Raw genomic sequence first — 17,323 nt, forward strand, 5'->3', positions numbered from 1 at the left:
AAGGGACGGCATGTGGACGAAGAACCCGGTTTCGACGACTTCGTGGCCGAGCGGGGTGAGGCGCTGCTCCGCTACGCGTACGTTCTGACCGGTAACCCCCACGACGCCGCCGATCTCGCGCAGGAGGCGCTGACCCGGTTGCGCGGCGCCTGGCCGAGGGTGCGGCGCAAGAGCGACGCGCACGGTTACGCCCGGACGACGATGGCGCGGCTGCACGTCAGCATCTGGCGGCGACGCAGGCGCGAGCATCTCACCGGGGAGCCGCCCGAGCGGGCCTGGGAGGCGGTCTTCCCCTCCGAGGAGGACCAGGGGCTATGGCAGGAGCTGGCCGCGCTGCCCCGCAGACAGCGCGCCGTGCTGGTGCTCCGCTACTACGAGCAGCTGGCCGACGCCGAGATCGCCGAGGTGCTCCGCATCTCGCAGGGGACCGTGCGCAGCCAGGCCTCCCGCGGCCTGGACAAGCTGCGGTCCTCCCTCTCCACCTCACCTGTGGCCCACGGGAGCACGCGATGACCGACATCGAAGACAAGCTCACCCGCGTTCTGACCGGGGCGGCGGACCAGGTGCCCGAGCGGGCGCGGGTCACGTTGTCCGCGGCGGTCAGGGCACGCCGCCGCCCCCGGCGGGCGCCCGCCGCGCTGCTCGCGGCGGCGGCCGTGGTCGTGGTGGCCGGTGGGGCGGGTACGGCGGTGCGGACTCTGGGCCCGTCGGCCGTGAAGCAGCCCGCGGTGAACTCCACCGACGCGCAGGGGCCGACGCCACAGCCGACTCCGGCACCCGAGGAGAAGCTGCCGCCGCCCATCGAGCGGGTATGGCCACGGGCCCTGCACAAGATCCCCGCCAAGCTGCCCGACGGCCGCGTTCACCACCCGCAGTCGCTTCTCGACGACCGCACGATGCTCGTCATGACGGGGAGGAGCGACGGGACGAGGCAGTTCCTGTGGACCTACGGCCTGGAGGGCGGCGGCCCCCGGCGGATCGCCGAGATCCCGACCAGGAACTCGACGCTCTACGCCGAAGACGTCACCGCGGGCGGCGGGGACGTCGTCTGGTGGGCGTCGTACAAGGATCCGGGCAGGCAGCGGGTCGCCCGGATCTGGACGGTGCCCGTCGGCGGCGGCACCCCTCGGAAGGTGGCCGACGTCCCGCTGGAGAACATCATGAAGAAGGGCCACATCGGGAAGCTGGAGGTGGTGGGCCGGGACGTGGTCTTCTCCCGCGAGAGCGGCGGGGTGTACCGGGTGCCGCTGCGCGGCGGCGAGCCGCGGGCGGTGCCGGGGACCGAGGGGCGGTACCTCCTGCGGTGGCCCTGGGTGGGCCGCCACACCGATCGTGACAATCTGCTCAAGCAGGGCGATCTGGCCAAGCTGATCGTCTTCGCCGAGCTGTTCAACGTCGAGACGGGGGAGCGGCGTGACGCCGTGGTCAAGCCCGACGAGAAATTCGTCAGGTGCGGGGTCAACCGGTGTTACGGCCAGAGTCTGCCCACGGGGGCCGGCCCACGCAACTTCGTCCGCGACCGCGACGGCTCCCGGGAGCGGACGCTGCCTCCCGATGTCCAGCTGGACGACCAGCCCGGCCTGGAGCGGTTCTACAAGAGAATGCCCATGGACGGCGGCGTCTTCCTCTACGACCTGGTCACCGGCACGTCCGCCGATCTGGGCGTACGCCAGGACAAGAGGGGAGGCATGCTCATCCCCGACGGCGGCTTCGACCGGCTGATGACATACCGGGTCGGGAAGAGGATGTACGTCGTGGACCTGGCCGCCATCAGGTGAGGGAGGGAAGGGCCGGGGCTCGTGCCCGGCCCCGCCTCTCGGGGAGCATCCGGGGATCAGCCAGAGTCGGCGTTGAAGGACAGCTCGGAGGTCACCCGGTAGCGGTCGCCGCGGTAGATCGAGCGGGTGAACTCGACGATCCGGCCGCCGACGTCGCGGGTGGTGCGCTCGAAGAGCAGGGCCGGGGCGTGCTGGGGGACGTGGAGGAGCTCGGCCTCGGTCTCGTCGGTGACGGTGGGCTCTATCGTCTGCACGGCGCTGCGGACGTCGACGTTGAAACGTTCCCGTAGCAGCCGGTAGAACGAGCCCGACTCCATGTCGGCCGGGACCAGGCCGTCGACCAGGGCGTACGGCAGGTGGATGCGCTCGATCGCCATGGGCTCGTCGTCGACGACGCGCAGCCGCACGACTCTCAGGACGGGGTCGGCGGGAGAGAGCTGGAGGCGGGTGGCGAGCCTGGCGCCCGCGGGGGTGGAGCCGAACTCCAGGATCCGGCTGAGCCAGTTGCCCTCGGCGGGCGGCGCGTAGAACGAGTTGCCCGTGGTCGAGGCCAGCGCCTGGGTGACCCGGTGCGGTCCGGTGAACGTGCCGCGCCCGTGCTCGCGGACGAGCAGCCCCGACATGACCAGATCGTCGATCGCCGCGCGCACCGTGGGCCGGGAGACCCCGAGCTCCTTGCAGAGATCCCGCTCGGAGGGGATCGCCTCGCCCGGCTTCATGTCGGCGATGAAGTCGAGCAGGACGTCGCGCACCCGGTCGCGCTTGAGCCCGGACCTCATGTTTAGAGTCACCGCCCCAGCTTACCAAGACCTTACCTATTTGTTACCTGTCGTCCTCGAAAAAACAGGCCTTGACGGCAGAAGTGGTAAGAGCCACCCTATGCGAAGCAGGCCAATTACTTACCAATATCTGACCTCTGGGAGTACCGATGGGGTACCGCCTCCGCGCCACCGCGGCAGTGTTGACACTCGCCGCAGGCCTCACCGCATGCGGCTCCTCCGAGCCGTCCCCCTCCACGGACTCGCCCGGCTCGGCCGGCACCGGGCAGGGCACCACGAACCTGACCGTGTGGGTCATGCGCGACAGCTTCTCCGACGCCCTGCTCGACCGCTTCCGCGCCGACTACCGGGCGGCCCACCCCGGCGTCGCCCTCGACATCCAGATCCAGGAGTGGGACGGCATCGGCCAGCGGGTCACCAGCGCCCTGGCCAGCAACGACGCCCCGGACGTCATCGAGGTCGGAAACACCCAGGTCGCCGAGTACGCCGCCAGCGGCGGGGTGAAGGACCTCACCGGCAAGATCACCGACCTGGGCGGCGCCGACTGGCTGCCCGGCCTGGCGGAACCCGGCAAGATCGACGGACGCCAGTACGGCATCCCGTGGTACGCCGCGAACCGGGTGGTCATCTACAACAAGGACCTGTTCGCCAAGGCCTCGATCACCTCGCCGCCCAAGACCAGGGACGAGTGGCTGGAGGTCACGGCCAAGCTCAACAAGGGCGGTGACCAGGGCATCTATCTGCCCGGCCAGAACTGGTACACCCTCGCGGGATTCATCTGGGACGAGGGCGGCGACCTCGCCGTCAACGAGGGCGGCACCTGGAAGGGCGGCCTCGGCACCCCCCAGGCGCAGGCCGGGGTCGAGTTCTACCGGAAGCTCCAGGTGCTGGGCAAGGGCCCCAAGGACTCCGACGAGGCCAAGCCGCCGCAGGCCGACGTCTTCGCCAAGGGCGACGTCGCCCAGCTCATCTCCGCCCCGGGCGGCGCGGTGGCGATCGAGAAGGCCAACCCGGACCTCAAGGGCAAGCTCGGGTTCTTCCCCATCCCCGGCAAGACCGCCGACAAGCCGGGCGCGGTGTTCACCGGCGGCTCCGACCTGGTCATCCCCGAGGCGTCGAAAAACCCCGAGGCGGCGTACGAGGTGGTCAAGGCGCTCGCGGGCGAGAAGTTCCAGACCGACATGGCCAAGGAGATGAGCTATGTACCCAACCGCGTCTCCCTCGCCGGCGTGCTGAGCGACAACGAGGCGACAGCCGCGATGGCCGCGGGCGCCGCCAACGGGCACGCCACCCCCAACTCCCCCAACTGGGCGGCGGTCGAGGCCAAGAACCTGATCAAGGAGTATCTGACCAGGGTGCTCACCGGAGGCGACCCCGCCACCGAGGCCGCCGCGGTGGACCAGGGCATCGCCGAGATCCTCAACACCAAGTCCTGACACCCGTCCACCGCACACCGGCCCGCGGGAAACCGCACCGGACCCCCACCCGTCCGTACCGCTCGCCCGCTCCGAGGAGTGCCATGCCCGCTGCCCCCCAGGCCCCGGCGGGGCGCCCGACACGGCGGCGCGCCCGCGACAGGGACGCCTCCGCTCCCGAGCAGCCCGAACAGTCCGGGCAGTCCGGACGACCGGGACCGCCCGGGCGGCCGGGACCGTCCTCGGCGCGATCCGGGGCGCGGCCGTCCCGGATCGCCGGTCTCTGGCCCTACCTGCTGATCGCGCCCACCCTGGCGGGTACCGCCTACCTGCTGCTCTACCCGCTGATCCGCAGCGTCGTCATCTCCTTCCAGCACTTCAGGACCGGTGAACTCATCCGGGGCGGCGCGGAGTTCGTCGGCCTGGGCAACTACGCGGAGGTGCTCGGCGGGGCGGAGTTCTGGGCCGTGGTGCGCAGGACCCTGGTCTGGACGGCCGTCAACGTCGTCCTGATCATGGTCATCTCCACCGCGGTGGCCCTGATGATCGCCCGCCTGGGCCGGGGGATGCGCCTGGCCGTGCTGGGCGGCCTGGTGCTCACCTGGGCCACCCCCGTCCTCGCCGCCACCACGATCTTCCAGTGGCTGTTCCAGTCGCGGCTGGGGGTGGTCAACTGGCTGCTGGTCACGCTGGGGTTCGAGTCCTTCAGGGACTACACCTGGTTCGCCGACGGCACGTCCACCTTCGCCATCCTGGTCGCCCTGGTCGTCTGGCAGTCCGTGCCGTTCGCCGCCCTCACCCTCTACGCGGGGCTGACCACCATCCCCTCCGAGTTGTACGAGGCCGCGCGGATCGACGGCGCGAGCGGGCGGCAGGTCTTCACCGCCGTCACCTTCCCCATCCTGCGACCGCTCTTCGGGCTGATCGCCTCGCTGGAGGTGATCTGGGTGTTCAAGTGCTTCGCCCAGATCTGGGCGATCAGCAAGGGCGGCCCGGGAGAGGCCACCACCACGCTGCCCGTCTACGCGTTCCAGGTCGCGCAGTCGCTCCACAAGTACGACCTCGGCTCGGCGATCTCCACCCTCACCGTGCTGATCCTGATCGCCCTGCTGATCACCCACCTCCGGCGGATGCTCAAGCACGAAGGGGAGGAACCGTGACAGTCCTGACGCCCGGCCGCCTGACACCGGGCCGCACACCGCCCGGCCGCCTGACACCGGGCCGCCTGCTGCGCCGCGCGCCGCTGAACCTGGCGGCCCTGGCCGTGCTGGCCGTCTCGGTCTTCCCCGTCTACTGGATGGTGCTGACCGCGTTCAAGCCCACCAGGGACATCCAGTCGCAGACCCCGACCTTCTGGCCCGCCAACCCCACCCTGGATCACTTCGCCACCGCGGTGAGCGCGGACGGTTTCTGGACGTTCTGGCGTAACAGCCTCACCGTCACCGCGAGCGCGGTGCTTCTCGCCCTGGTGGTCGCGCTGCTCGCCGCGTTCGCGGTGGCCCGGATGCGCTGGCGCGGGCGCAAGGCGTTCATCCTGATGGTCTTCATCGCCCAGATGGCCCCCTGGGAGGCGCTGCTGGTGTCGATGTTCATCATCGCCCGCGACACCAACATGCTCGACAAACTGTCGATGCTCACCCTGATCTACTTCATGACGACACTGCCGTTCACCATCGTGACCCTGCGCGGGTTCCTCGCCGCCATCCCCCCCGAACTGGAGGAGGCGGCGCTGATGGACGGGTGCGACCGGGCGGCCGCCTTCCGCCGGGTGGTCCTGCCGCTGCTCGCCCCCGGCCTGATGTCCACCTGCCTGTTCGGCTTCATCACCGCGTGGAACGAGTTCGCCTTCGCCAACGCACTGATCATCAAGAACCAGGACGATCGGACCCTGCCGGTCTGGCTCTCCTCCTTCAGCAACGTCTTCGGCACCGACTGGGGAGCCACCATGGCCGCCTCGACCCTCTTCATGCTTCCGGTGCTGCTGATCTTCCTCGTCCTGCAGCGCAGGGTCACCTCGGGAATGATCGCCGGCGCCGTCAAGGGGTGAGCGGCCCTCCCCCGGCCCTCTCCCCGCCACGCCCTGCTCCTCGCCCCGCTTTCCCACCGCCGCGCCTTCTTGCCGCCATGCCCTCTCACAGCCGTGCCCCTCCCCACCGCCATGCCCCCCCTCACAGCCATGCCCTCCCTCCCACCGTCCACAGGCGTGCCCTCCCGGGACGCCGCGAAGGGAAGACCAACGTGATCATTCCGAGGCCACGGGAAGTGGCCGTCGACGGAGGCTCCGTCGCGTTCCGGCGGGACCTCCTGCGGCTGATGCCCGACGACCCGTCCCTCGACGAGGAGGGCTACCGCCTCGACGTCTCCCCCTCCGGCGTCGAGCTCACCGCCGGCGGCCCGGCCGGCCGCTTCTACGGCACGCGGACCCTCTCCCAGCTGGGGCCGCTGATCCCGTACGGGACGATCGAGGACCGGCCGAGGTTCGCCTGGCGCGGGGTGATGCTGGACGTCGCCCGGCACTTCATGCCCAAGGCGTTCATCCTGCGCCTCGTCGACCTGCTCGCCGAGCACAAGCTCAACGTGCTGCACCTGCACCTCACCGACGACCAGGGATGGCGCCTGGAGATCGAGCGCTACCCCCTGCTCACCGAGGTCGGCGCGCGGCGCGGCGGCTTCTACACGCGGGACGACGTACGGGAGATCGTCGCGTATGCGGCGGAGCGCTTCGTCACCGTGGTGCCCGAGATCGAGATGCCCGGCCACGCCCAGGCCGCCATCGCCGCCTACCCGCACCTGGGCAACGACCCGTCCCGCGCGGTGGAGGTCTGGTCGGAGTGGGGGATCAGCGAGCACGTCCTCAACCTCGAGGAGTCCACCGTCCGCTTCTGCCAGGACGTGCTCGACGAGGTCTGCGAGCTCTTCCCGAGCTCGTACGTGCACGTCGGAGGGGACGAGTGCCCCACCACCGAGTGGGAGCGCAGCCTCCGGGCGCGGCAGCGGCTGGCGGAGCTGGGGCTGGCGGGCCCCCGGGACGCGTGCGCCTGGTTCATCGGCCGGATGGCCGCGCACCTGGAGAAGCACTCGCGCAAGCTGGTCTGCTGGGACGAGCCCGAGCGCGAACCGACTCCCGGCACGACCGTCATGGTCTGGCGCGACGAGCAGGCCGAGCGCGGCGGCAACGACATCATCCTGGCGCCGCACACGCGGACCTACTTCGACTACCGCCCCTCGGCCGCGCCCTTCGACGACCAGCCGGCCGATCCGGACCGGCCGACCGTCCAGGAGAGCGTCCTCACCCTGGCCGACACCTACGCGTTCGCACCCGACCCGGCCGCGCGGGGCGTGCAGTGCCAGCTGTGGACCGAGTACATGCCCACACCGGAACGGGTCGAGTTCATGGCCCTGCCCAGGATATGCGCCTTCGCCGAGGTCGCCTGGGGCTCGCCCGGCGACTATCCCGACTTCCTCCGGCGGCTCGGCCCGCACCTCGCCCGGCTCAGCGCCCAGGGCGTCCGCGGCGGCCCGCTCATCCCCTAGATCCGGCACCTCCCGGGAAGCACCCAGGAAAGGAAAGAAAGTGCGCAGAAAGCTGTTACTCGGCGGACTAGTGTCCGCCATGCTGCTCGCGATGGTGGGCGTCGCGGCCAACCCGGCCAGCGCCCAGCAGTCCCTCAGGCTCCAGTACAAGACGAGCGCCACCGGAGCGACCGCCGACCAGGTCGAGCCGTGGTTCAACCTGGTCAACGGCGGCACCTCGGCCGTGTCGCTGAGCGGCGTGAAGATCCGCTACTACTTCAAGGCGGACGCCGGATCGCCGCAGTACCGTTTCGCGTGCTCGTGGGCGGTGGTCTCCTGCTCCACGGTCACCGGGACCTTCGGCACGCTCTCCCCCGGTACGGCCACCGCCGACCGCTACCTTGAGGTGGGCTTCACCTCGGGGAACCTCGCGGTCGGGGCGCAGACCGGTGACCTGCAGCTGCGCTTCCACCGCTCCGACTGGCAGCGGCTGACCCAGAGCGACGACTACTCCTTCGGCCCGGCCCGCACGACGTACGGCGACTGGACCAAGGTGACCGTCCACCAGAACGGCGCCCTGGTCTGGGGCACCTCTCCCGTGGGCGGTGGCGGCGACCCGACGCCGACGCCCACCCCGACGATCACGCCCTCTCCCGGAGGCAGCGGGGTGGTGTTCGACGACTTCACGTACAACAACGCCGACGACCCCAACATCTCCGCGCACAACTGGACCGTGCGCACCAACACCGGCGGCCCCGGCGTGCCCGGCGCCGGCTGGCCCAAGCAGAACGTGACCTTCCCCACGGTCTCCGGGACGAACAAGGCGCTGCAGCTCAAGGCCGTCACCGACGGCACCGCCTCGGGCACCCAGCAGTCGGAGGTGCTGCACCAGCGCAAGTTCCTGGAGGGCACCTACGCGGCCCGGGTGAAGTTCTCCGACACCCCGGTCAGCGGCCCCGACGGGGACCACATCGTGCAGACCTTCTTCACGATCACTCCGCTCGCCGCCGACATGGATCCCGACTACAGCGAGCAGGACTTCGAGTATCTGCCCAACGGCGGCTGGGGCGAGCCCGCCAACATCATGTACGCCACGTCGTGGGAGACCTATCGCAACGAGCCCTGGCAGGCGGTGAACGTGCACACCGAGGTCAGGCAGAGCTACGCGGGCTGGCACGACCTGGTCCTCCAGGTCTCCGGCGGCCAGATCAGGTACTACATCGACGGCGCCCTCTTCGCCGAGCACGGCGGCGACTACTACCCGGAGACGGTCCAGTCGGTGAACTTCAACCTCTGGTTCATCAGCGGCGGCCTGGTCGGCAGCTCGACCTCGCGTGACTACATCCAGCAGGTCGACTGGTTCTACCACTCCAAGAACGAGGTCGTCGCCCCGGCCACCGTCCTGAGCCGCGTCAACAACTACCGCTCCGCCTCGACCACCTGGGTCGACACCGTCCCCAACCCCTAACCGCCCTCCCGAGTGCGAGTACGGCCCGCGGTCTCCCCAGACGCGGGCCGTACGGCTTCCTCGGTGACCGGCGCCCGGAGAGTCCGGACCTGGGGGGAGAGCAGCGCCGCGAACGTGGCGACCACGACGAGACCGGAGCAGCCGAGAAGGGCGGTGCCGGGACCGATCGCGGCGGCGACGGGACCGGCGACGAGGATGCCGAGGGGCGCCAGGGCCAGGGACCCGAACCAGTCGTAGGAGCTGACGCGGGAGAGCGCGTCGGGAGGCACCTCGCGCTGCATGGTGGTGGTCCACAGCACGCCGAACACGTCCCCGGCCACCCCGGCGGCGAACATCGCGACCACGATCGTCCACAGCGGCGCCCCGGCCCCGAGGAGCACCATCGGCAGCGCCGTGGGAAAGGTGGCCAGCACCGCGAGGAGCATGGGGCGCCGGGGCCGCAGGCGCGCGGCGAGGCCCGCGCCCGCGACGGTTCCCAGCGCCTGGGCCGTGACGATCAGCGCCCAGGAGCCCGCTCCTTCCAGGTCCCGCTCGGCGATCAGGGGACCGAGCACGCCGACGTTGGCCCCGACGGCGGCGACGACGAAGGCGTACTGGAGCACCACGACCCACAGCCACTGGCGTGAGACGAACTCCCGCCAGCCGTGCCGCAGGTCGGACCAGCCGGATCCCACGGACACCCGGAGGCGTCGGGGCAGGCGCATGGCGCGGATCAGCACGGCGCTGACGAGGAACGAGACGGCGTTGAGCGCCAGGGCCCACCCGGCGCCGACCAGGGCGACGGCGACACCGGACAGCGCCAGCCCCAGCACCATGGCGCCGTTCCTCGCGACCCCGAGCAGGGCGTTGGCCTCCTGCAGCCTCTCCCGGGGCACGACCTCCGGCACCACGCCGGTCATCGCCGGTACGAACAGGGCGGTGGCCACCCCCGCCAAGGTCGCCAGCAGCGCCACCGCCGGGATCGGCGCGTCGCCGGTCAGGAGCATCACCGCCAGCCCGCCGTACGCGGCGGTGCCCAGAACGTCGGCGATCACCATCAGGCCTGACCGGGAGAACCGGTCGGCCAGCACGCCGCCGACGAGGATGAGCAGCAGCTGCGGCACGGCCTGGCAGGCGAGCACCAGCGACAGCTGCGCGGGGGTGCTCCCGGGGATCGCGAGCACGCCGAACGCCAGGGCCACCCGGGCGAAACCGTCCCCCAGCACGGAGATCGTCCGAGCCGAGGCGAGCAGGACGAAGCGCCTCTCTCCCAGCAGGGCCGCGGTGGGAGAGAGCGTCGCCATGTCACGTCAGCGTAGACGCGAAAGCGTCACCGGCGGCATACCAGGGAGACCTGCCGGTCCGAGGTATGGAGCGGCGTGGCCGTACGCGACGCGGGGAGAAGGGCGAGGCCGAGACGGCGAAGGGGGACGGCGCGGAAGGCCTGCGGAGCGAGCTCGGGACACACCCGCGAGGCGGCGCGGAAGACCGACAGAGCGAGGTCAGGACACTCGCGAGGCGGCGCGAAGGGCCGACAGGGCGTACTCGATGGCCCGGCGACCGGACTCCAGCATCTCCTCCGGTGAGGCGCCGTTGCTCATGCTGACGAAGGCGGCGAGCTTGCCCCCGCCGACCACCGCGCCGACGAGCGCCGACGCCTCGACGAGGCTCAGCTCCTCCGGGAACGCCCGCTGCAGGGCCTCGGCCAGCTCCCGCTGGCTCTCGAACAGGAGCAGCAGGCCGCGCGCCCGCAGCGAGGGGACGGTCATGACGAGGTAGTTGGCCGGGCCTATCTCGCTCTGGAGCTGCTCGTCGAGGGCGAGCGTGGCGAAGCCGGAGGCGACGGCGCGGGTCAGCAGGTCGATCGCCCGGTCTCCCGGACGGGGCTCCGCGATCACCTTCAGCACGCGATCGAGGCCGTCGCGCGTGTTGGAGAAGATCACGTCTTCCTTGCTCGCGAAGTAGCTGAAGAAGGTGCGCGTCGAGACGTCGGCGGCCGCGGCGATCTCCGAGACGGTGGTCTGCTCGTAGCCCTTCTCCATGAAGAGCTCCAGCGCGGCGGCGACGAGCGCGTGCCGGGTGCGGAGCTTCTTGCGTTCGCGCAGTCCCGGGACCTCACTCATGCGGGCAGCTTAATACATCTGAGCATACTTTGCATGTATTGTAATTTTGCACTTGATGTAGTTTTCTGGACGGGACGAAGCGCATCACCGCAGAGGAGCGCGAGATGACACAGTCCCACCCCGCCCACCCGGAAGCGGTCACCTTCCCCTTCGGACGCCCCAGCCCCTTCGAACCGCCCGAGCGCCTGGCCTCGCTGCGCGAGGAGCGGCCCGTCGCCCCGATGGCCTACCCGGACGGCACGACGGGCTGGCTGGTGACCGGCTACTCCGCCGTACGGGCGATCCTCGCCGACCCCCGGTTCAGCTCCCGGCGCGAGCTGCTGAACGTCCCGGTGCCCTTTCCGCTGATGCAGGAGATGCGCCGCCCGGCCGACCCCGGCCTGTTCATCCGGATGGACCCGCCCGACCACACCCGCTACCGCAAACCGCTCACCGCGCAGTTCACGGTGCGGCGGATGAAGCAGCTGGAGCCCAGGATCCAGGAGATCACCGAGGAGCGGCTCGCCGCGATGGAGAAGGCCGGACCTCCCCAGGACCTGGTGCGGGAGTTCGCGCTGCCCATCCCCTCGCTGGTGATCTGCGAACTGCTCGGCGTCCCGTACGCCGACCGCGACGAGTTCCAGCGGTCCACCGCGGTGCTGCTGAACCTGGAGTCCTCCGTCGAGGACATCCGCGCGACGATCGTCCGTTTCGGCGCGTTCTTCCTCCGGCTCATCGAGGCCAAGCGGGCCGACCCGGCCGACGACCTGCTCAGCGGGCTGATCACGAGCGGCGAGCTGACCGACGAGGAGCTGAGCAACATCGGGTTCCTGCTGCTCGCCGCCGGGCACGAGACGACGGCGAACATGCTCGGCCTCGGCACGTTCGCCCTGCTCCAGCACCCCGACCAGCTCGCCGCGCTGCGCGCCGACCCCTCGCTGATCGACAACACGGTCGAGGAGCTGCTGCGCTACCTCGGGATCATCCACGTCGGCCCGCTCCGCGCGGCCCTGGAGGACGTCGAGGTGGAGGGGCAGCTCATCAGGGCCGGAGACCCGGTAACCCTCTCGCTCCTGGCCGCCAACCGCGATCCCGCGCGTTTCTCCGACCCCGACCACCTGGACATCACCAACCCCGCGACCGGGCACCTGACGTTCGGGCACGGGCTGCACCAGTGCCTCGGCCAGCAGCTCGCCCGCGTGGAGATGCGCACCGCGTTCCCGATGCTGTTCGACCGTTTCCCCGGCCTGCGCCTCGCCGTGCCGGCGGATGAGGTCCCGATGCGGGACACGATGTCCATCTACGGTGTACGGGAGCTGCCGGTCAGATGGTAGGAGGGGACATGAAGGTCACCACGGACGTGGCGCGGTGCATCGGAGCGGGCATGTGCGTGCTCACCGCGCCGGAGGTCTTCGACCAGAGCGAGGACGAGGGCACCGTCGTGCTCCTCGACGAGACGCCCCCGCCCGAGCTGCACGCCGCCGCCCGCCGGGCCCGGCAGCTGTGCCCCTCGGGCGCCATCTCGGTGAGCGATCCGGACGCCTCCCCGGCCCGGTAGTGCTTTGCCCGGTCAGCCCGTCGTGGCCGGCCGGGCCGGCTTCGGCACCCCGCATCCGGCCTTGATCGGTACCGCCAGGACGGCTAGCCTGATCGCCGTGCTGCCGGAGGGCGGGGCCGAGGCGATCGCGTCACGTGGGAAGGGTCCCGGCCACGACGAGCCGCTCGACCAGGCAGCCACGGAGTTGGGGACCGACTGACGATGAGCGCGGAAGAGGATTTCAGGCAGGTCGGCGCCGAGCTGGCCGACCTGGGTGTGGGGATCTCCAAGATGATGGGGAGTCCCGCGCTGAAAGATCAGGCGGGTAAGGTGTTCGCGAGCCTGCAGCGCGACGGCGCGATGGTGTTCCGGCTGGTCAGGGACACCCCCGAACACGCAGCCGCGCTCCAGCTGGCCGGGGCGTCCCTGTTCGACCCCTCGGGGCGGGGCAGGGCGATGAAGGACTGGGTGGTCGTGCCCCACTCCTCGGCCGAGAAATGGACGGATCTGGCCGAGGCCGCCCTCAGCCGTCCACGCTGATCGGCAGGCCACGTCGGCTTCGGCAGACCTGCCATATCGACTTCGGCAGATCTGCCACTCAGGGCATCCATACGCTGATGACAGGTGATCGCCCAGGTTGACGCGTCGGAGAATACCCATGGAGGCAGTGGGCAGCTCCTGGACGTGACCCGACTGGCGCGACGCCCCACAGCGCCGCGTGACGCCGGTCAACGGCGGCTCCGCCGTTTCCCGACCCCGAGACAAAGCTATGCCGACCTGCGGCGGCCGGACGAGACCTGGCTGAGCTGAAGGACGCTCATGCCGAACATCAGCACGCCCAAGGGGACGTGCAGGGCCTTCATGTGCGCGATGCCCAGCGCCACCTGCGCCAGCGTGAGCCCCAGGAACCCGGCCGCGTACAGGATGGGCCTGGGCGAGCCGCCGCCCGGCCGCCACACCAGGATCGCGGCGACCAGGTGCAACACCGCCACGGTGAACACCCCGTACGCCGCGGCACTGTGCAACGCCTGTCCGCCGGGTGAGGACAGCAACAGTCCGGCGGTGACCGGCGCGGCGAAGAGGGCCAGGGTCTGCAGGGTGATCGCGACACGCAACAGCACGGGTGACTCCTTGACGGCTGCGGGACGGGGTGAAACGGCGACGATCCGCGTGCTGGAGGGCGTCCCGGCAGTCCGGCGACACGACCGCCGGGAACGTGAGGCGCCGCGCCGGCCTCACACGACACGGCCTCCCTCGTCGTGCTCGGGTCGACGACCCCGGCCGGGCGCGTCGCGGACCTGACGCCGATGCTGTGGCCCCGCTGTCCAGGGCCGGAGCTTGTCGGGATTGCGCACCGCCCAGATGTGCTTGATCCGGTCGCCCGCGATGTCGAACGCCATCACCATCACGACGACGCCGTCCTGCTGGGCCACCAGACCGGGCTGACCGTTGACCGTACGCTCCAGGAACGTCAGGTCGGGCGCCCTGCCGGCGAGGTCGACGGCGTAGCGCACGACCTGCTCACCGCCTTCGAGAGGGTGGAGCACGGCGCTGACCAGGCCGCCGCCGTCGGCGATCACCGTGACGTCGGGGTCGAGGAGACCGACGAGGGCGTCGATGTCCTTGGCCTCCCACGCCTGCTTGAAGGCCCTGACGATGTCGGCGCGCCGGGCCGCCGGGGTCGCGGGAGCGTGCGAGGCGCGAACGCGACGGCGGGCCGAGGAGGCCAGCCGGCGGCAGGCCGCCGGGGTACGGCCGACGATCTCGGCCACTTCGGCGAAGGGGTAGCGGAAGACGTCGTGCAGGATGAACGCGACGCGCTCGGCCGGGGTCATCGATTCGAGCACGACGAGGAAGGCCATGTTGATCGACTCGTCCAGGGTGACCCGGTCGGCCGGGTCGGCCGTGGTGCCGCCCGGCCGCCCGCCGGTCCACTCCCCTCGGTCGGGCAGCGGCTCGGGGATCCACTCACCCACGTAGCTCTCGCGCCGGGCCCGCGCCGAGCCGAGCAGGTCGAGGCAGACGCGGCCGGCGACCCTCGTCAGCCAGCCGCCGGGCGATTCGATGGCCTCCCGCTGCTGCGGGGACATGGCGTACCAGCGGGCGTAGGTCTCCTGTACGACGTCCTCGGCGTCGGCCAGGGAGCCGAGGAGCCGGTAGGAGAGATTGATCAGCTGACGCCGCTCGCTCATGATCGCGCTCAGGTTCGGATCGAGCCGGTCGTCTTCCGGCTCGGATGGGGTGGTCACGGTGTCGGCGGCTCCCTCGGTCATGTCTGTTCTCACCGGAACGACGAGACAGCCCCCCGGAATGTGAGGCCGGCGGCCTCGCTCGACGGCATCCATCGGGCCGCCAAGCTCGCCGACATGATGTCCGTCACCCAGCTCGACCAGTGGGACGCGCACGTTGCCTCTATCGCTGACGTGGCGGTCTGCCCGATTCTCACGCTCGACGCCGCCAAGTGGGTGCAGCCGTCCTGCGCCCTGGACAACCCGCTGCACATCATCGAGATCGCCGCCCCTGACCGGTAAAAACGGTTACACCCGGTCGTACTCGCGGGCGTATCGGGCCGCTTCGTGCCGGGTGCGGGTCTGGGTCTTGGGCCGGGTGGCCACCCGCCCGCCCGCCTCAGGCGCGCGGGCCCGGAACGCGGCGGAAGGTGAAGGGCTCGCTCTCGCGGCCCGGGATCACGAACCAGCACTCGCCGGTGCCGTCGCTGTCGAGCAGCCGGACGAACGTGTCGACGACGGACGAGACGTCCAGGATCGGGAAGCCGAGTTGCTCCAGCACCGCCTTTCCCCCGCCGAGGATCGCGGTGTCGGCGAACGACGGGCAGAGGCCCTGTACCTTGATCCCCTGCGGCCGGAGGTCCTCGCCGAGCGAGCGGACGAGGCCGACGACGGCGTGCTTGTTGGCGGCGTAGACGGGGTCGGACGGGATGCCGACGATGCCCGCCATGCTCGCGGTCGCCACGATCGTGCCGCCGCCCGCCGCGCGCAGGGCCGGGATCGCGGCGTGCACCCCGAAGACGACGCCGTCGAGGTTGACGCCCATCGCCTGGCGGTAGCGCCGGACGTCGAAGTCCTCTCCCAGCCCGAAGCCCGTGGCGATGCCCGCGTTGAGGAAGGCGAGGTCGAGCCTGCCGTACCGCTCGACCGCGGTCGCCACCGCCGCCTCGTTGTCCTCCAGCCGCGACACGTCGCAGTGGACGTACGTCGCGCCCAGCTCGTCCGCGAGCTTCCCGCCCGCGACGTCGTCGATGTCGGCGAGCACGAGGCGGGCCCCGCCCTCGGCCAGCCGCCGGGCCACGCCCGCGCCGATGCCGTTGCCGCCGCCGGTGACGAGGGCGACCCTGCCCTCCAGATCGTCGCCGCGGACCACGTTGAACGCCTCCGCCGAGATCTCCGGCCCCTTCGCGCCCAGCCCGCTGAGCAGTCCGCCACCGCCGCCGCCCGCGGTGAACCCGCCCGTCTTCTCCGTACTCACAGCGGCAACCCTCCGGTGGCGGCGTTGGTCGAGCCCGTACTCCGGTACGCCGCGATCGTACGCTCGGCGATGCGCATCTGGTGGATCTCGTCGGCCCCGTCCGCGAAGCGGGCCCAGCGGGCGTGCTGGAGCATCTTGGCCAGCGGGGTGTCGGTCGAGTAGCCGAGCGCGCCGTGCACCTGGATCGCCCGGTCGACGATCCGGTTGAGGCTGTTGGCCACGAAGTGCTTCGACATCGAGACCTCGGTCCGGAAGTCCTCACCCTTGTCGATCTTCGAGGCGGCGTGCAGGACCATCAGCTTGCACTGGTACAGCTCCATGGCCGAGTCGGCGATCAGCCACTGGATGCCCTGTTTCTCGGCGAGCAGCGACCCGTGGCTGTAGCGGTTGAGCGCGCGGTCGACCATCATGTCGAGCGCCGTCTCGGCCTGGGAGATCCAGCGCATGCAGTGCGCCAACCGTGCCGGGCCCAGCCGGTACTGGCCGAGCCGGTGGCCGTTGCCGCGCCCGCCGAGGATCTGGCTGTCGTGCACCCGCAGGTCGGTGATGACGATCTCGCTGTGGCCGGTGGAGCCGTGCATCGTCTCGACCTCTCGGACGTCGTTCCACCCCTCCTGCGGGAGGTCGACGAGGAAGGCCGTGTTGCCGCCGCGCGAGCCCTCGGGCACGTCGAGTTCGGTCTTGGCGATGAGGATGGCGAAGCTCGACCGGCGGGCGTTGGAGATGAACCACTTGTGGCCGTTGATGACCCACTCCTCGCCGTCCTTGACGGCGTGGGTGCGGATGAGCGTGGGGTCGGAACCGGCCACCTCCGGCTCGGTCATCGCGAAGCACGACATCTTGTGGCCCTTGAGCAGCGGCTTGAGATACCTCTCCCGCTGCTCGTCGGTCCCCCAGTGCAGCAGCGTGTGCATGTTGCCCTCGTCGGGCGCCGAGCAGTTGAGGACCCACGGCCCGAGCCGGGTCTTGGCCGCCTCGGACTGCACCATGGCCAGCTCGACGTGGCCGAGGCCCATGCCGCCCCACTCCTTGGGCATGTGCGGCAGCCACAGTCCCTCGGCCTGCGCCTTCGCCCGCAGGTCGAAGATGACGCGGATGTACTCGTCGCGCGCGGTGACCTTCCCTGTGTCGTCGAGGTCGTCGAAGCCGCTGACGGCCGGGATGATGGTCCCCTGCACGAAGGCCCGCACGCGGCGGCGGATCTCCTCGTGCTCGGGGGCGAGGGTGAAGTCGATGGCCATGGGGTCCTCCCCTTGCGGCGGCTGA

At 70.7% G+C, this 17,323-nt stretch carries 19 protein-coding genes; 12 read left to right on the forward strand and 7 right to left on the reverse strand.

Annotated features, from left to right (window positions below):
* The first annotated feature begins 12 nt into the window (after positions 1-12).
* Both ACTOQ3_RS29335 and ACTOQ3_RS29340 read left to right on the forward strand, forming a co-directional pair.
* On the forward strand, positions 13-513 hold the full coding sequence (locus ACTOQ3_RS29335) for a SigE family RNA polymerase sigma factor (protein ID WP_440086667.1): 501 nt from the start codon (positions 13-15) through the stop codon (positions 511-513).
* A complete protein-coding gene (locus tag ACTOQ3_RS29340) occupies positions 510-1,778 on the forward strand; it encodes a TolB family protein (protein ID WP_440086668.1) in 1,269 nt (422 codons plus the stop codon). Before ACTOQ3_RS29335 ends, ACTOQ3_RS29340 begins: the two co-directional genes overlap by 4 nt.
* 56 nt (positions 1,779-1,834) lie before the next feature.
* Here ACTOQ3_RS29340 and ACTOQ3_RS29345 read toward each other — a convergent pair whose 3' ends face one another.
* Positions 1,835-2,569 (reverse strand): GntR family transcriptional regulator, encoded by a 735-nt coding sequence (locus tag ACTOQ3_RS29345; protein ID WP_440086670.1) that lies wholly within the window; start codon positions 2,567-2,569, stop codon positions 1,835-1,837.
* A gap of 137 nt (positions 2,570-2,706) precedes the next feature.
* Here ACTOQ3_RS29345 and ACTOQ3_RS29350 point away from each other — a divergent pair, with 137 nt between their 5' ends.
* The 5 genes from ACTOQ3_RS29350 to ACTOQ3_RS29370 all read left to right on the forward strand — a co-directional run bounded on the left by ACTOQ3_RS29350 (position 2,707) and on the right by ACTOQ3_RS29370 (position 8,953).
* Entirely contained in the window at positions 2,707-3,993 is a 1,287-nt protein-coding gene (locus ACTOQ3_RS29350) for an extracellular solute-binding protein (RefSeq protein WP_440086671.1), read from the forward strand.
* Positions 3,994-4,076: 83 nt separating this feature from the next.
* Positions 4,077-5,132, forward strand: coding sequence for a carbohydrate ABC transporter permease (locus ACTOQ3_RS29355; RefSeq protein ID WP_440086674.1), 1,056 nt, complete (start codon positions 4,077-4,079; stop codon positions 5,130-5,132).
* Positions 5,129-6,019, forward strand: a complete 891-nt coding sequence (locus tag ACTOQ3_RS29360; RefSeq protein ID WP_440086676.1) for a carbohydrate ABC transporter permease — start codon at positions 5,129-5,131, stop codon at positions 6,017-6,019. The genes ACTOQ3_RS29355 and ACTOQ3_RS29360 overlap by 4 nt, the downstream gene beginning before the upstream one ends.
* Positions 6,020-6,210: 191 nt before the next feature.
* Positions 6,211-7,506 (forward strand): beta-N-acetylhexosaminidase, encoded by a 1,296-nt coding sequence (locus tag ACTOQ3_RS29365; protein WP_440086677.1) that lies wholly within the window; start codon positions 6,211-6,213, stop codon positions 7,504-7,506.
* Between the two features lie 40 nt (positions 7,507-7,546).
* Positions 7,547-8,953 carry a cellulose binding domain-containing protein gene (locus ACTOQ3_RS29370; protein WP_440086678.1) on the forward strand — a complete coding sequence of 469 codons (1,407 nt, stop codon included), beginning with the start codon at positions 7,547-7,549 and terminating at the stop codon, positions 8,951-8,953.
* Here ACTOQ3_RS29370 and ACTOQ3_RS29375 read toward each other — a convergent pair.
* Together ACTOQ3_RS29375 and ACTOQ3_RS29380 are read right to left on the reverse strand one after the other, a co-directional pair.
* Positions 8,950-10,236 carry an MFS transporter gene (locus tag ACTOQ3_RS29375; protein ID WP_440086679.1) on the reverse strand — a complete coding sequence of 429 codons (1,287 nt, stop codon included), beginning with the start codon at positions 10,234-10,236 and terminating at the stop codon, positions 8,950-8,952. The two genes, ACTOQ3_RS29370 and ACTOQ3_RS29375, sit on opposite strands and share 4 nt — an antisense overlap.
* A 198-nt stretch (positions 10,237-10,434) precedes the next feature.
* Complete coding sequence (locus tag ACTOQ3_RS29380) at positions 10,435-11,055, reverse strand: TetR/AcrR family transcriptional regulator (protein WP_440086680.1); 621 nt, start codon at positions 11,053-11,055, stop codon at positions 10,435-10,437.
* A gap of 104 nt (positions 11,056-11,159) precedes the next feature.
* On the opposite strand from ACTOQ3_RS29380, the gene ACTOQ3_RS29385 reads away from it, so the two are divergent.
* Genes ACTOQ3_RS29385 through ACTOQ3_RS29400 form a run of 4 tightly spaced genes read left to right on the forward strand, consistent with a single transcriptional unit; the run spans position 11,160 to position 13,111 of the window.
* Positions 11,160-12,368 (forward strand): cytochrome P450, encoded by a 1,209-nt coding sequence (locus ACTOQ3_RS29385; protein WP_440086681.1) that lies wholly within the window; start codon positions 11,160-11,162, stop codon positions 12,366-12,368.
* Positions 12,369-12,376: 8 nt separating this feature from the next.
* Positions 12,377-12,592 (forward strand): ferredoxin, encoded by a 216-nt coding sequence (locus ACTOQ3_RS29390; protein WP_440086682.1) that lies wholly within the window; start codon positions 12,377-12,379, stop codon positions 12,590-12,592.
* A 4-nt stretch (positions 12,593-12,596) separates the two neighbouring features.
* Positions 12,597-12,791 (forward strand): hypothetical protein, encoded by a 195-nt coding sequence (locus ACTOQ3_RS29395; RefSeq protein WP_440086683.1) that lies wholly within the window; start codon positions 12,597-12,599, stop codon positions 12,789-12,791.
* A gap of 2 nt (positions 12,792-12,793) precedes the next feature.
* Positions 12,794-13,111 (forward strand): hypothetical protein, encoded by a 318-nt coding sequence (locus ACTOQ3_RS29400; RefSeq protein WP_440086684.1) that lies wholly within the window; start codon positions 12,794-12,796, stop codon positions 13,109-13,111.
* A gap of 227 nt (positions 13,112-13,338) precedes the next feature.
* On the opposite strand, the gene ACTOQ3_RS29405 is transcribed toward ACTOQ3_RS29400, so the two are convergent.
* On the reverse strand, positions 13,339-13,692 hold the full coding sequence (locus tag ACTOQ3_RS29405; RefSeq protein ID WP_440086685.1) for a hypothetical protein: 354 nt from the start codon (positions 13,690-13,692) through the stop codon (positions 13,339-13,341).
* A gap of 114 nt (positions 13,693-13,806) precedes the next feature.
* Positions 13,807-14,856, reverse strand: coding sequence for an RNA polymerase sigma factor SigJ (gene sigJ / locus ACTOQ3_RS29410; protein ID WP_440086686.1), 1,050 nt, complete (start codon positions 14,854-14,856; stop codon positions 13,807-13,809).
* Positions 14,857-14,937: 81 nt separating this feature from the next.
* On the opposite strand from sigJ, the gene ACTOQ3_RS29415 reads away from it, so the two are divergent.
* Entirely contained in the window at positions 14,938-15,102 is a 165-nt protein-coding gene (locus ACTOQ3_RS29415) for a hypothetical protein (RefSeq protein ID WP_440086687.1), read from the forward strand.
* Positions 15,103-15,199: 97 nt separating this feature from the next.
* Here ACTOQ3_RS29415 and ACTOQ3_RS29420 read toward each other — a convergent pair whose 3' ends face one another.
* Complete coding sequence (locus ACTOQ3_RS29420) at positions 15,200-16,057, reverse strand: SDR family oxidoreductase (RefSeq protein ID WP_440086688.1); 858 nt, start codon at positions 16,055-16,057, stop codon at positions 15,200-15,202.
* Positions 16,054-17,298, reverse strand: coding sequence for an acyl-CoA dehydrogenase family protein (locus ACTOQ3_RS29425; RefSeq protein ID WP_440086689.1), 1,245 nt, complete (start codon positions 17,296-17,298; stop codon positions 16,054-16,056). Before ACTOQ3_RS29425 ends, ACTOQ3_RS29420 begins: the two co-directional genes overlap by 4 nt.
* Positions 17,299-17,323 lie beyond the last annotated feature (25 nt).

Origin of the sequence: Streptosporangium sp. LJ11, from assembly GCF_051918945.1 — a bacterium.
In the GTDB taxonomy this organism is placed as follows: Bacteria; Actinomycetota; Actinomycetes; order Streptosporangiales; family Streptosporangiaceae; genus Streptosporangium.

Bases quoted from the DNA above. Each gene is read 5' to 3' on its own strand.
- ACTOQ3_RS29380 (WP_440086680.1), bottom strand. From the start codon at position 11,055: ATGAGTGAGGTCCCGGGACTGCGCGAACGCAAGAAGCTCCGCACCCGG.
- ACTOQ3_RS29415 (WP_440086687.1), top strand. From the start codon at position 14,938: ATGATGTCCGTCACCCAGCTCGACCAGTGGGACGCGCACGTTGCCTCT.
- ACTOQ3_RS29425 (WP_440086689.1), bottom strand. From the start codon at position 17,298: ATGGCCATCGACTTCACCCTCGCCCCCGAGCACGAGGAGATCCGCCGC.
- ACTOQ3_RS29400 (WP_440086684.1), top strand. From the start codon at position 12,794: ATGAGCGCGGAAGAGGATTTCAGGCAGGTCGGCGCCGAGCTGGCCGAC.
- ACTOQ3_RS29355 (WP_440086674.1), top strand. From the start codon at position 4,077: ATGCCCGCTGCCCCCCAGGCCCCGGCGGGGCGCCCGACACGGCGGCGC.
- ACTOQ3_RS29390 (WP_440086682.1), top strand. From the start codon at position 12,377: ATGAAGGTCACCACGGACGTGGCGCGGTGCATCGGAGCGGGCATGTGC.
- ACTOQ3_RS29375 (WP_440086679.1), bottom strand. From the start codon at position 10,236: ATGGCGACGCTCTCTCCCACCGCGGCCCTGCTGGGAGAGAGGCGCTTC.
- ACTOQ3_RS29350 (WP_440086671.1), top strand. From the start codon at position 2,707: ATGGGGTACCGCCTCCGCGCCACCGCGGCAGTGTTGACACTCGCCGCA.
- ACTOQ3_RS29385 (WP_440086681.1), top strand. From the start codon at position 11,160: ATGACACAGTCCCACCCCGCCCACCCGGAAGCGGTCACCTTCCCCTTC.
- ACTOQ3_RS29340 (WP_440086668.1), top strand. From the start codon at position 510: ATGACCGACATCGAAGACAAGCTCACCCGCGTTCTGACCGGGGCGGCG.